Genomic DNA, 13323 nt, shown 5'->3' with positions numbered 1-13323 from the left:
ATTCCATAAACCCCCGGATATACTGTCAATTTTAATACCAAACCAGTCTACATTAGCTGAAAATGCCCATCTGTCTGTAGGAGCCCAAATATACCAAAAGCCAATGTTGGGTAAGGGAAGAAATGCCTCTACGTCACTTCTATTAATGCCTGCTGATTCATCCCCAATAAAGCCTTGACCCTCAACTGAAGCCTTGACATTTAGTCCATGAATACCAAGCCCTCCACCTAACTCATGCTTTTGTCCGGTACTTATAACCCTCCCAAAGAAAACCCTGTATAAGCCAACGCCAAAAGACACTTCAGCTTCTCCACCCACAGGATACGTAATGTCTTCCCATTCTATCTCTTCATCCAGAGTCACATTTCTTGTACTCCCAACTTTAAAATACTCTCCACGCACAGACCAGAATTTATTCCTGGAAAATCTCCAGAAGAAATTAAAATTAAAGGTGTTATCACCCTTACTAAGACCAAGGGTCTCGTCAAAGTCAATGTCTTCCAGATCTTCTATATCTTCAATGGTAGCATTCCCCTCAATTCCGAATTTTATATCCCTGTTTGGAAAATACCAGCCAGCTCCAATTATAAATCTATCCGTAAGTAATGGGTGTTTCTCATTTTCATTCTGAGAAAATGCTGAACCAAAAGTGACTAATAAAGCCAGAATGCTAAGTATACTTTTCATTTTTTCTAAATTTTATATTAGTTAGTCTTTGTTAAAATCTACAACCAAAAGTGATTATATTTCAAGTGCGGGAACTTACTAAGGTTTCTAGAACTACTTCCAAATGTTTTGGAATCCTAATTATTTCAACTCTTCTTATTATTATATGTTAAAAATATAGAATTTATTATAATACATTCATGATATCGATCATATTAATTTTGCATTAGATATCCATCGGGAAACCTCTCCTGCAGTTAGAAAGTCATAAGGCGCACAGGCGCCATATTTATTCTTTTATCCTGCTAAACTTGTCATTTGGAGTTTGTCTTTTGGATTTTGATGGATTACAGCTACACTGTGATCCAGATCATTACCACTCCTGCAGTCCTGCCTGCCGCAGGCGGGTAGAAAACGCCCGGCGACTTACAGCGCCGGATATTTTTCATTTTCATTCCGAATGATGGATTAATTTTATGTCAACATTAATTTGAAATTGGAGATTGTTGACTAACTAAAACAAAAAAACCCTGTAAATCAAAAGATTAACAAGGTTTTTTGTACTCGAGATGGGACTATAACCATAAAGTAAAAGTCTATTTATTTTCATTCAAGCTATAATTGCACAATTATAATGGTTTATATAATCCCACCTTTATCTGGACTTTGTAAACGATTAATCAACGCCTAAAGATGTCGCTTGAAATCCCGTATCTGTCCTAAAATTCGAACGACAAATATGCCCTTTTTAGTTGGTTCGTAAAAAATTGTGTGTGCCTTGTAATTATATCTTTTTAGTGGAGGTGCAAATTCAGAAGCGCTGCGACCAAGGTCGGGATTATCTGCAAGAGTCTGCAAAAATTGGTATAACTCGGTAATATAACTATGAGTCTGTGATTCTCCCCAGGTCTCTAAAGTATAATCTACTATATCATCGATATCGCTATCAGCTTTCGACGATAAATAATAACTAGGCATTCCTGTTACTTTTAGTTCTGTTCTTTTTGCGACTTTTGGCTGCTTCAACAATTTCATCAACAGACCTATTTCTAGAGCTCATGCCACTATCATAGCCTTCTTGTATAGCCGCTTTGGTAATTAAAAACTCCCTATTACGTTCCTCATCCAAGCGTATTAGATGCCTCATGTATTCGCTATCGTTCGCGAAACCACCATTTTCAATTTGTAGCTTTATCCATTGCTCTTGAGCTACTGTTATAGTCAATGATTTTCTAATTGTTGCCATAATTATAAGATTTAATTACATACAATATACGCAATATAACATATTATTAGCGTATAATTTGTTTAATTATTGTCAAACTACAAGTTTTAGGGGTCTGTAGCGAAGTAGTAATCAATCCCACGTTTAATTGAACTTCAAAACTTAATTCTGAAAGTCTAAAATATCGGTGGTTTGCTTTACCCCCCCTACTGGTTCGTACTAAACTCTTCTTATATTAATTTCATCTGCCTCTCAGGCAGCCGCCGTTCCCTTTTTATGACAGCAAAACAACAACATTCATCTTTGGACGACTGCATAATCGGACTCGTGTCTCGCTCCTTTTATAAGTCTTGCCAAACCTGAATATTGTACCGCATAAGGCAACAAAAAAGGTAATGTGACGGCTCTATGGGAAGTAAATCAAAAACCAATATTATGAAATCGTACGATATCATCAAAAAAAGGGAGCGGAAGAACCCCTAAGTTTCGGAAAAAAAACAAAAAAAGGAAAACGCTCTGGATATAATAAGTAAATCACCTCAAAACTGTGCGAATGGTTCAGATAGGAATTCATCTAACAATCCTTTTATTTTTTCGGATTTATCCACCTATGATTTTAATTTAAGCTAAAATAAATCGTATCTTTCTTCAGCTTATCAATAGCACATTTTTATTGTATCGTTATCCCAAGATTTGACTTTCCCTGATAACGATACCCATCTTAAAAAGGCATATAGGAATCTTGGATTCCACAAAAAAGCAATTGATCTTGGTCAAGTTGTTTGAAAATATTTGTTCGCTTTGCGAACGAAATAGGAGAAGCAAGAGGGTAACCTGCTGGCGCAAGGTTACGTTTGTTAACCTTCTAAATATCAGTGAATTATAAACAATAAAAAATTCAAAAAATCATCTTTTTGAATTAAAAAGAACCTAAAATGTTGATAATCAATGAAAATTTGACTCAAAAATGGATAAAAATTATATAAACGAGGGTTTTTCTAACATTAAGATTAAAACGTCTGTAACTCAAAAATTCAAATTATTTGTTCTAAAACAAGGGGAGTCAAATAGTATGACTTTAAATCAGATGCTTGATTTTTTTGAAAAGCATCAACTTTCACCTGATGATGAAATTCCAAATCACTTAGTTCAGGTAGAAAAGCGTTTGTTAAAAAGAATTAATGCAGTAATAGCCATTATAAAAGATATTGAGAAGACCCAAACAAAGCCTACCTTGGGAATGCTGCAAGCACTTTTCATAGCTGATGAAAAAGAAAAAACCGTTCCAAAATTGGTAGAGAAAAATCAGAGTCAAAGAACCTTAGAGGAAGAACTAGAGCTTTGGAAAAATTCTAACGAATCAAAGTAATGCAGCTAGTATAATAGACATGGAAAAAATAAACTACATAACACAGCTCAATTCAGTTTTTGAACTTTTCTATAGGGACGAGCGAATTAAGCAAGGACATATAACGCTCTATTTAGCATTTTTTCAAAAATGGAATCGTGAATATTTTAAAAAGACCTTAACGATTAATCGTGAACTTATCATGGAACGTGCTAAAATCAAATCAAAAACAACGTATCATAATTATCTTAAAAATTTGGATGAATGGGGATACCTTAAATACTATCCATCATATCATCCAGCTCGTGGTTCAAAAATTAAGATGTTCATATTTGGTACAAGTCCTAGTACACAACAGGTTCAAAATTTGGCTAACAGTGTCCCAGAACCTAGCCAAAAAATGGTGCCTTCTTATAAACATAAAACAAAAAAAAACTTTAATAAACGGCACCCAGTAAATTTTAATGAAAAAGAAGTTATACTATTCTTTAAAAAAAATAATTGGGAAGAGGTAGAAGCAAGAAAGTTCTACGCCTACATTCAATCAAAAAATTGGAAAACAAAAGAAAACTGGAAAAAGGCTGCCTATGTATTTGTTAAAAATGGCTTTCAAATGGTAAATAAAAATGATAATAGTCCATTTTCTGGCTATGTGAATTTGCTTGAAAAATTGAGAGCCAAGAATGACAAGGAGTCTCAGTAGTACTACTTAAACTTATCTCTTAAAATTTTCATATCATTACTCACTTTCATATCCAATATTTTAGCATAGTGTTGGGTTGTCTTCAAATTGGTATGCCCCAGCATCTTACTGACTGATTCAATAGGCACACCATTAGTAAGCGTTACAGTTGTAGCGAAAGTATGCCGCGCTAAATGGAACGTAAGGTTTTTATTAATGCCAGCTAAGTTTGCTATCTCTTTGATGTAAGCATTCATTTTCTGATTACTGAGCACTGGTAACACTAAGTCTTTTTCTTTCAACAGCTCATTGTCTTTGTACTTTTCGATAATAGTCTTAGCAATAGGCAAAATTGGAATATTACTTCGAGTATCTGTTTTTGACCGTTTAGTCTTGACCCACTCTTCACTATCTGCGCCTTTGCTAATATCTCCTCTATTCAGTTTTTTAACATCGGCATATGCCAGACCGGTGAAACAGCAAAAGATAAAAATATCACGAACCTGGTCTAAACGTTCTATTCTTAGTTCTAATTCAATAATTTCCTGTATTTCTTCCTCTGTTAAAAATTCACGTTCCACAATTTTAAGCTTACCCTTCCAATGCAAAAAAGGGTCTTTGTCAATCCAATCATTAGCATGAGCAATACGAATGATTTTTTTAAAATTGGTTATATACTTAATAGCCGAGTTGTGCGCACACTTTCGAGTAGTTTTAAGGTAGTATTCTAAACCTGTGATAAACTTATGGTCTACATCTTGTACAGGAATATCATTTTTCTTGTATTTCTGCTTTACAAAATCTGCTACGTGTTTTTTGCAGGTGCGATACCGCTCTGCTGTTCCCGCAGCAAAATCTTTCCCTATAAGACTATCAACTTCATCGTTATGCTCTTGAAAGATTTCCAGGAGCATTTTTTTGGTTTTGTCTTTACTGAGTAAGACATCTCTAATATCTGCTACAGTATAGGTCTCGTTTTCTCTTTCAAAATTTTGTTGAATGGAGTAAACTTTATTCCGTAAAATGCTCAAGTGTTGATTTATATTTTGAGAGTCTGGGGAATTACCCATTGCTAATTGAGTTCTTGAGTTCCACCAATCTATTCGAATTTTACGGTGGACACTAAATTCTGTCCGACGACCGTTAAGTGTTATTCTCAGGTAGATATTCGTCTTTCCGTTGCGGTCAACTTTACTTTTTTTGATGTAAAATAGAAGGGAGAGTGCCAGTGACATAATTAAAAGTGCATCGATTTCCACCAATGTACTAAAAAAAACACAAATAAAAATAAATATAAACAACTTATATACAGTTATTTACGTGTCTTTGGTGGAACTTTTTTAAGTATATAAAGTGACACCGAATAATCCACTTTTAGACTACTATTAATTGATATCATATGAAATTAAATAAAATGAAAAACCCTGTAAATCAATTGTTTACAGGGTTTATGGTAGTTTTTGATTGCTACCCAGCGGAGGAAGAGGGATTCGAACCCCCGGAGGTGTGACCCTCGCTGGTTTTCAAGACCAGTGCATTCGACCACTCTGCCATTCCTCCAGTATGATCTAATAGGATTCATGGTTTTCAAGAAGCTGCTCCCGATAGCTATCGGGACGACTACTCTGCCATTCCTCCCTTAATGCGAGCGCAAATATACTAACCTTTTTCATACCTTAAAAAGTTTGTTGTCGATTTTCTTCTACCGTTTATGGTATTATTAATTTATGACATCTTATTTTTGCGCAATGGAAGAATGGTATCATTATGTGCTGCTCATACTGGTTGGATTTGTTGTAGGTTTTATAAATACCGTCGCGGGCGGGGCATCCTTAATTTCATTGCCTTTTTTAATTTTTTTGGGATTACCACCCAGCGTTGCAAATGGTACGAACCGGGTGGCAATTGCAATACAGACTGCAATAGGGGTAGCCGGATTTAAAAGTAAGGGTGTCTCTACCTTTCCTTTCAATATTTATTTGGGGATCTCAGCACTTTTCGGGTCTATTCTGGGTGCAAGCATCGCTGTAGATATTAAAGGTGAAACCTTCAATAAAATTTTAGCTATTATTATGCTTGCTGTGGTGCTGATAATTGTTTTCAAGCCCAAAATTAGTATGCAGGATCTTACAGAACGGCTAACCGGTAGGCATTTATGGATAGGTGTAATCGCTTTTTTCTTTATCGGAATTTATGGTGGGTTTATCAATGCGGGAATTGGATTCGTAATTCTCTTGTTTTTACATTATTTTAATCATATGGCACTGGTGCGGGCTAATGCTACTAAGGTGGCCGTGGTATTTATTTATACACTTTCGGCTCTTGCTGTATTCATTTATAACGATAAGGTAATATGGAAGGTTGGGTTGATCCTGGCCATTGGGAATGGAGTAGGTGCATGGCTTTCCAGCAGAATATCAGTGGGTAAAGGAGATGGATATGTGAAGATGTTTTTGGTAATAATGGTCATAATCATGGCAATCAAATTATGGTTTTTTAATTAAAAGAGAAATGGCAGATATAATTAAAGATTTGGAATGGCGTTATGCAGTAAAAAAGTTTGATCCTTCTAAAGAAATCGAAGAATCCAAGCTAGAGACAATAAAAAAGGCGTTTAATCTTACAGCTACATCATATGGATTACAACCCATAAAAATGGTGATACTAAATAACAAGAAATTACAGGAACAACTAGTGCAATATTCGTTTGGTCAGCAACAGGTTGCACAGGCTTCGCACCTTCTTGTTTTTTGTATAGAAAAGAATATTGATGCCGAATATATCTCGGGTTATTTTAATAAAGTAAAAAAAGTCAGGGGTACAAGTGATTCTGTTTTAGAACCATTTAAAGATGCATTAGTAAGTGAATTTTCCAAAATGGATTCTAATGAAATTCACCAATGGGCTACGAATCAGGCCTATCTGGCCATGGGAAATTTACTGACAATATGTGCTGCAGAACAACTGGATGCCTGTCCAATGGAAGGGTTTCTTCCTGAACGTTACGATGAATTATTAGATCTAAGTTCAAAAGGACTAAGTTCTGTGCTCGTTCTTCCCATAGGATATAGGGCAGAGGACGATATGTTTTCCGGGTTAAAGAAAGTCAGACGCGATATAGAGAATAGCATTATTTATATATCTTAGGCGCAGTATTTGAATAAAACAAAATAGAAATCAATAACATATAAAATCAACGATCACTATGCCAGGTTTTGAACTATTTGGAGATAAAGAAAGAAATGAAGTCAAGGACGTTTTAGATTCCGGAGTACTCATGCGTTATGGATTTGATGGCATGCGAAACGGTCATTGGAAAGCCAGGGAGCTTGAAAAGAAATTAGCCCAACGCATGCAAACAAATCATGCGCAATTAGTGAGTAGTGGCACGGCTGCCTTAACCGTTGCGCTGGCCAGTGCGGGAATAGGAGCCGGCGATGAGGTTATTATGCCCAGTTTCACATTTGTGGCCAGTTTTGAATCTATTCTCGCTTTAGGTGCAATACCTGTAATGGTCGATATTGACGATACGCTTACTTTAGACCCCAATGCTGTTGAAAAAGCTATTGGTCCAAATACCAAGGTTATTATGCCGGTACATATGTGTGGGTCCATGGCCGATTTAGGTGCCCTGAAGGAAATTTGTGACAGGCATAAACTTATTTTGCTTGAGGATGCATGCCAGGCTATAGGAGGAACCTACAATGGGAAACCATTGGGTAGTATTGGAGACCTCGGTTGTTTTTCATTTGATTATGTAAAAACAATTACATGCGGTGAAGGTGGCGGCCTTATCACCAATAATGAGACTTTTTATAAGAATGCGGATCATTATTCAGATCATGGCCACGATCATGTAGGAAACGACAGGGGAGCAGAAAGCCATCCTTTTCTTGGTTTTAATTACCGGATATCTGAATTACACGCTGCGGTTGGATTAGCTCAAATTGATCGCCTGGATGACTTTCTTACATTACAGAAGAAAAATTATACAATATTAAGAGATGCCCTTGAGCCTATAGACGGAGTGAGCTTCAGGAGAGTTCCTGAGGGTGGGGTAGAGAATTATTCATTTTTGAATTTTTTCCTGCCATCTGAAGATATAACCCAAAAAGCCCATACTGCTTTGGGTGCCGGAGGTATTGATGCTTGTTTTTACTGGTATAATAACAATTGGCATTATTATAAGAAATGGGATCATCTGAAGAATTTAACGTCATTGGCACCAGTTGCAAAAGATGTCCTTGAAGGGATGCCCAATTTTCCTGATGGTCATTTTAAACAGTCGGATCATTGGATGGGTAGGACTATATCCTGCCTTGTGAAACTTAGCTGGGGCGAAGATGAAGTGGCCAAACGAGCTGAAAAGATGGCCACCATCATAAAAAACCAATTATAGGCTTTATTTAATAGGGAGAATAGTCTACGATTTCAAGGCCATAGCCAACGATTCCAACCCTTTTGGCCTGATCGCTATTGGTCATAAGCCGCATTTTGGTAATATTTAAATCGTGCAGGATTTGTGCTCCAATACCAAAATCACGGGTATCCATTTCTATTTTGGGTGCCTTTATGATTCCATTTTTCTGATTTTCCTGCAATATTTTTAAACGTTTAAGAAGATTATAGGACTGGCTTTGTTGATTTATAAATACGATAGCTCCTTTGCCTGCTTCATTAAGGGCTTTAAACATATCATCTAATTTCTTGTCCGCATTATCGGTTAGCGTTCCAAGGATATCATTATTTACCAAAGTAGAGTCTATTCTCGTAAGCACCAGATCGTCTAACTTCCAGCTACCTTTTGTTAGTGCAAGATGAACTTGTTCATTGGTAGTTTGCTGATATGCATGTAATCTAAAATGTCCGAAGCGTGTTTCTACTTCAAACTCCTCTCTTTTGACAATCAGGCTATCGTGTCGCATTCTATAGGCAACCAAATCTTCGATAGATACAAGTTTAAGATCAAACTTTCTTGCAACTTCTACAAGATGTGGTAACCGAGCCATAGTGCCATCTTCATTTAATATCTCAACCAGAATCCCGGCGGGTTCAAAGCCTGCCAATCTTGCAAAATCTACTGCTGCTTCAGTATGTCCGGTTCTTCTTAAGACACCACCATTTTTTGCCCGCAAAGGAAAAATATGCCCCGGTCGTCCCAAATCATGAGGTTTTGTAGTATTATTTACAAGAGCCTTTATTGTTTTTGCCCTGTCCTGGACAGAAATTCCCGTAGTACAACCATGGCCTATTAAATCTACAGATACCGTAAATTGTGTATGATGTAACACCGTATTGTTCTCTACCATCATTGATAGCTCTAAATCCTCGCAGCGCTCTTCCGTAAGTGGAGCACAAATAAGTCCGCGTCCGTGCTTAGACATGAAATTGATCATTTCGGGTGTAACTGCTTCGGCAGCAGCTATAAAATCGCCTTCATTCTCACGGTTTTCATCATCTACCACTATAATGACCTTTCCATTTCGAATATCTGCAATGGCTTCTTCAATAGTATTTAATTGAATCTTATCTTCCATAGTTGCAATCATGACGACTTAACTTTAAATTTCTTTTTAAAAAAACCTTTTATTTTTTCAATTACATGACCAAAATCCATTAGTCCCCTGTCTGCAGTAGCTCTTTTGGTTAAATAAACGCCCAAAGGTAACATTATTAATGTAGAAAGCCATGCTCCAAAAATAGGGTGAATATTTCCTTCTTTTGCATAATTCCCGGCAAATACCCCAATAAAATAATACGTTAAAAACAGCGTAATAGCAATAACCATTGGTAAACCAAGCCCACCCTTTCGAATAATGGCACCTAATGGAGCACCCACAAAAAACAGAATTATACAGGAAAGCGCAAGGGCGAATTTTTTATGCAAAGACAAGATATGCATATTGTATATCTTATATCGCCGTTGCAATTCTTCTTTTTTGCCCAGTACTGAATTAAGGATATTAGATATTGAATTTTTTGCTGCGGTAACAATATGAATTTTTCGGTAGTCCTTGTAAAGATCCAGCGCATTATCTGTCTGCAGTGTATCTTTCTTAATAGGTGCCATTTCCTTTTTTTTGTTACTAATAATAGTATCCAAAGCAGTTATTGGCTGTTTACTTTTTAATGTAGTATCAGCCGGAATTTGTGGAAGAAATGCACCCATTCTATTGGTTATATTTTTTGAAAAAGCAGCAACTATTTTTAAGTTGTTTTCTTTTAAAGAGTCTATATCCTTGTTGAGCCTGGATATATTTTTCATTTTATCCGTCCGTACATTACGTTCTTCTTCCAGATCCTGTTCATTCTCCGGGATTTCAATATTTATGGTATATGTCTCAAAAGCAGACCGTGCAAATGGAGATTTATCCTTACCCGAACCACTTTTAGCAACAATTTCTTCATAATAATGACCATCAGAAAGGACCAATTGTATAATATCGGACCCTTGACTGCTTTTTAGCTCTCCTGTTTTGGCTTTAATTACGGTATTGTTTTTCTCAAGATTCGTTTTTTTGTGTATTACAACATCCTTCAGGTATTTATCATTCTCACCATACTTTTGATCCACTTTAATATTAAATCCCTCAACATCACTAAACACGCCCTCAACGATAACAGCTGCCGGCTTAACTTTGGCAATGTTTCTTCTAAGGTTATATATTTTTTGCTCAGAGGCAGGAATAACACTATTAGCAAAGAAAAAGGCTATGCCACCAAGGATTGTTACGAATACTATAAGAGGCAGCATTGCACGCTGCAGGGAAATCCCGGATGCCTTCATTGCGGCAAATTCATAATTCTCAGCAAAGGACCCAAAAGTTAGTATTGAAGAGAGCAGCACTGTAAGCGGCAGTACTTTTTCGGTAAGGTTTGGCAACAAGTAAAAAAGGAATTTACCTATTATTATTACGTCCAGCCCTTTACCGGCCAAATCATCAATAAATAGCCAAATCGTCTGAAATATGAAGATAAACATCAATATCAGGAACGAACTAAAAAAATTATAGAGAAATTGATTTAAAATGTACTTATCTAAAATGCGCAATGGACTAGTTTCTTATGATGTAGTACCCTTCTTCTTTGTACTTGTTTTCATCAAAAGTAAATAAGGTTTTTGATAATGGCTGATCAGTTTTAAAAGAATTAACAGTAATCGTAGTTACTGTTCCATTTTTCCCGGTTTCAATTAATTTATAAATATGCTTGGTTTCCACATCAATGCCCAACAGAATTGATGTAATTTCAGAGTTTGTATCAATAGGAACAAGCTTGACAAACTGAATTTTACGGCCCTGAACATTCTGTAATATGTCCCATTCATAATTATGACCTGTTTTATAAAATGTCAGCATTTTGGAAGGTGTTATTGTATTTTCACCGTCAGTTTTATCTTCAATAGTAACTTCTTCATTTTCCGGTACAATAGTGTAAACCTTAGTGCCATCGAATAATTGTTGTGCCCCGAGATAATTAAACAGGTACTTTTCGCCTGCCAGCGTAACATCTCCCCGGGTCTCCTGATCTACATCTGCCTCCGAATTGTGCAAGGCAAATTTGAAATTTACCTCGATGTTCTCATAGCTCATAACCTTAGAGTATACTTCATCGAGAAGTGCTTTGGCTTTGTCCGACGATTGGGCCTGGGCAATAATACCGGTGAAAAGAAATGCCGCGATAAGAATTGAATATTTCATTTTTATTTTATTTCGTTACTTAATAACTGATCCAAAGCATAAATATCTGAAACCAATACCTGCCGTGCTTTACTGCCTTCAAAGGGTCCGACAATTCCGGCTGCTTCTAATTGGTCAATTATTCTGCCGGCTCTGTTGTACCCCAATTTTAACTTGCGCTGTATAAGAGAAGCAGAACCTTGCTGTGCATTTACTATTACCTCAGCGGCCTCCCTGAACATCGCATCCCGGTCAGCAATATCATAATCAATACCTGTGCCAGAATCATCACCAACATATTCAGGTAATAAATGAGCTTCCGGGTAGGCGCGTTGTGATCCAATAAATTCTGTAATCTTGGCCACTTCAGGTGTGTCAACAAATGCACACTGGAGCCTGGTAATGTCATTACCCTGGGTGAAAAGCATATCGCCTCGTCCAATAAGCTGATCTGCTCCCTGAGTATCCAAAATAGTTCTTGAATCTATCTTTGAAGTCACCCGGAATGCAAGTCTGGCCGGAAAATTTGCCTTAATTAAGCCTGTAATAACATTTACGGAGGGTCTTTGTGTTGCAATTACCAAATGTATTCCTATAGCCCTTGCCAACTGTGCTAACCTGGCAATAGGCGTTTCCACTTCTTTCCCTGCAGACATTATCAGATCGGCAAATTCATCAATAACCAATACAATATAAGGTAAAAATTTGTGGCCTTCATTGGGGTTTAACTTTCTGGCTTTAAATCTTACATTGTATTCTTTTATATTTCTGACCATGGCCAACTTAAGCATTTCATATCTGTTGTCCATTTCTATACACAAAGAATTTAGTGTATGAATTACCTTGGTATTATCCGTTATAATAGCCTCTTCAGAATCTGGTAGTTTTGCCAAATAATGCCTTTCAATTTTATTGTATAAGGTAAGTTCTACTTTTTTTGGATCAACAAGGATAAACTTTACTTCTGCAGGGTGTTTCTTGTAAAGCAATGAAGTCAAAACTGCATTTAAACCTACAGACTTACCCTGACCAGTAGCACCGGCCATCAATAGATGCGGCATCTTTGCTAAATCCACGACGAAGGTTTCGTTGCTGATGGTCTTGCCAAAAGCTATAGGCAGTTCCATTTCAGCTTTTTGAAATTTGCTGGATGCTATGACAGAACGCATAGAAACAACTGAAGGATTTTTATTCGGAACTTCAATACCTATGGTACCTTTACCCGGTATGGGGGCAATAATTCGAATACCCAAAGCTGCCAGGGACAAAGCAATATCGTCTTCCAGATTCTTTATCTTGGAAATTCGAACCCCTGCGACCGGCACAATTTCGTATAAAGTAACTGTTGGTCCGATGGTCGCCTTTATTTGCCCTATGCCAATCTTATAATTTTTTAAAGTCTCAACAATCTTGTTTTTATTTTCCTCAAGCTCTTCCTGATTTATGGTGATGCCACCGGATGCACCGTGGGGATCAAGAAGGTCCAGATGCGGAAATTTATATTTAGCGAGCTCCAAAGTGGGATCAAATTCACCGAAATCTGCCACTAATTTATCAGAGAGAATATCCTTTTCTTCTTTTTCTTCAGTAATTTTCTCTACTTCCATTTCAATAGTATCTTCCTTGTCAGGCACTTCAGAAGTAGTCTTTTTGTTCTCTGTTTTATCTGATTCAGTAGCCAAAGGGGGAATGTCTTCTTTATGAGTATACGTATCTACAACGA

Annotated in this window: 13 protein-coding genes and 1 tRNA gene; 5 read left to right on the top strand and 9 right to left on the bottom strand. The window is 36.8% G+C overall.

From position 1 onward, the window contains the following. From Q0X66_RS13925 to Q0X66_RS13915, 3 genes are all read right to left on the bottom strand, one after another. Positions 1–687, bottom strand: a 687-nt coding sequence (locus Q0X66_RS13925; protein ID WP_297707413.1) for a hypothetical protein, incomplete at its 3' end; no start/stop codon positions are given. Between the two features lie 666 nt (positions 688–1353). Further along, positions 1354–1644 (bottom strand): type II toxin-antitoxin system RelE/ParE family toxin, encoded by a 291-nt coding sequence (locus Q0X66_RS13920; protein ID WP_297707411.1) that lies wholly within the window; start codon positions 1642–1644, stop codon positions 1354–1356. Beyond that, complete coding sequence (locus Q0X66_RS13915; RefSeq protein WP_297707409.1) at positions 1637–1912, bottom strand: type II toxin-antitoxin system ParD family antitoxin; 276 nt, start codon at positions 1910–1912, stop codon at positions 1637–1639. Before Q0X66_RS13915 ends, Q0X66_RS13920 begins: the two co-directional genes overlap by 8 nt. Positions 1913–2858: 946 nt before the next feature. Between Q0X66_RS13915 and Q0X66_RS13910 the strand changes: the two genes are divergently transcribed. Further along, positions 2859–3260 (top strand): BfmA/BtgA family mobilization protein, encoded by a 402-nt coding sequence (locus Q0X66_RS13910; protein WP_297707406.1) that lies wholly within the window; start codon positions 2859–2861, stop codon positions 3258–3260. Between the two features lie 19 nt (positions 3261–3279). Then, the gene (locus Q0X66_RS13905) at positions 3280–3942 is read left to right on the top strand and encodes a hypothetical protein (RefSeq protein ID WP_297707404.1); all 663 of its coding nucleotides are present in this window, start codon (positions 3280–3282) and stop codon (positions 3940–3942) included. A gap of 2 nt (positions 3943–3944) precedes the next feature. Here the strand turns inward: Q0X66_RS13905 and Q0X66_RS13900 are convergent, their stop codons facing one another. After that, on the bottom strand, positions 3945–5156 hold the full coding sequence (locus Q0X66_RS13900) for a site-specific integrase (RefSeq protein ID WP_297707419.1): 1212 nt from the start codon (positions 5154–5156) through the stop codon (positions 3945–3947). Between the two features lie 240 nt (positions 5157–5396). Then, positions 5397–5481, bottom strand: a tRNA-Ser gene (locus Q0X66_RS13895). A gap of 188 nt (positions 5482–5669) precedes the next feature. On the opposite strand from Q0X66_RS13895, the gene Q0X66_RS13890 reads away from it, so the two are divergent. Genes Q0X66_RS13890 through Q0X66_RS13880 form a run of 3 tightly spaced genes read left to right on the top strand, consistent with a single transcriptional unit; the run spans position 5670 to position 8320 of the window. Beyond that, entirely contained in the window at positions 5670–6425 is a 756-nt protein-coding gene (locus tag Q0X66_RS13890) for a sulfite exporter TauE/SafE family protein (protein ID WP_297707417.1), read from the top strand. A 7-nt stretch (positions 6426–6432) separates the two neighbouring features. Continuing rightward, positions 6433–7068, top strand: coding sequence for an NAD(P)H-dependent oxidoreductase (locus Q0X66_RS13885; RefSeq protein ID WP_297707402.1), 636 nt, complete (start codon positions 6433–6435; stop codon positions 7066–7068). Between the two features lie 58 nt (positions 7069–7126). Then, the gene (locus Q0X66_RS13880) at positions 7127–8320 is read left to right on the top strand and encodes a DegT/DnrJ/EryC1/StrS aminotransferase family protein (RefSeq protein ID WP_297707400.1); all 1194 of its coding nucleotides are present in this window, start codon (positions 7127–7129) and stop codon (positions 8318–8320) included. A gap of 7 nt (positions 8321–8327) precedes the next feature. On the opposite strand, the gene ribB is transcribed toward Q0X66_RS13880, so the two are convergent. The 4 genes from ribB to Q0X66_RS13860 all read right to left on the bottom strand — a co-directional run. After that, positions 8328–9470, bottom strand: a complete 1143-nt coding sequence (ribB, locus tag Q0X66_RS13875) for a 3,4-dihydroxy-2-butanone-4-phosphate synthase (RefSeq protein WP_297707398.1) — start codon at positions 9468–9470, stop codon at positions 8328–8330. Then, positions 9467–10951, bottom strand: a complete 1485-nt coding sequence (locus Q0X66_RS13870) for an LptF/LptG family permease (protein ID WP_297707415.1) — start codon at positions 10949–10951, stop codon at positions 9467–9469. Before Q0X66_RS13870 ends, ribB begins: the two co-directional genes overlap by 4 nt. Before the next feature lie 25 nt (positions 10952–10976). Continuing rightward, positions 10977–11621 carry an outer membrane lipoprotein carrier protein LolA gene (locus Q0X66_RS13865; RefSeq protein ID WP_297707396.1) on the bottom strand — a complete coding sequence of 215 codons (645 nt, stop codon included), beginning with the start codon at positions 11619–11621 and terminating at the stop codon, positions 10977–10979. 2 nt (positions 11622–11623) lie between these two features. Then, a partial coding sequence (locus Q0X66_RS13860; protein WP_297707394.1) for a DNA translocase FtsK occupies positions 11624–13323 on the bottom strand: 1700 nt, incomplete at its 5' end.

This window comes from uncultured Eudoraea sp., assembly GCF_947260015.1.
In the GTDB taxonomy this organism is placed as follows: domain Bacteria; phylum Bacteroidota; class Bacteroidia; order Flavobacteriales; family Flavobacteriaceae; genus Eudoraea.
Note: the sequence above shows the minus strand (reverse complement) of the source record. Positions and strands in the feature narration are given on the sequence as shown.

Coding starts and splice junctions, on each gene's coding strand:
- Q0X66_RS13920 (WP_297707411.1), bottom strand. CDS start 1,644: ATGCCTAGTTATTATTTATCGTCGAAAGCTGATAGCGATATCGATGAT.
- Q0X66_RS13915 (WP_297707409.1), bottom strand. CDS start 1,912: ATGGCAACAATTAGAAAATCATTGACTATAACAGTAGCTCAAGAGCAA.
- Q0X66_RS13910 (WP_297707406.1), top strand. CDS start 2,859: ATGGATAAAAATTATATAAACGAGGGTTTTTCTAACATTAAGATTAAA.
- Q0X66_RS13905 (WP_297707404.1), top strand. CDS start 3,280: ATGGAAAAAATAAACTACATAACACAGCTCAATTCAGTTTTTGAACTT.
- Q0X66_RS13900 (WP_297707419.1), bottom strand. CDS start 5,156: ATGTCACTGGCACTCTCCCTTCTATTTTACATCAAAAAAAGTAAAGTT.
- Q0X66_RS13890 (WP_297707417.1), top strand. CDS start 5,670: ATGGAAGAATGGTATCATTATGTGCTGCTCATACTGGTTGGATTTGTT.
- Q0X66_RS13885 (WP_297707402.1), top strand. CDS start 6,433: ATGGCAGATATAATTAAAGATTTGGAATGGCGTTATGCAGTAAAAAAG.
- Q0X66_RS13880 (WP_297707400.1), top strand. CDS start 7,127: ATGCCAGGTTTTGAACTATTTGGAGATAAAGAAAGAAATGAAGTCAAG.
- ribB (WP_297707398.1), bottom strand. CDS start 9,470: ATGATTGCAACTATGGAAGATAAGATTCAATTAAATACTATTGAAGAA.
- Q0X66_RS13865 (WP_297707396.1), bottom strand. CDS start 11,621: ATGAAATATTCAATTCTTATCGCGGCATTTCTTTTCACCGGTATTATT.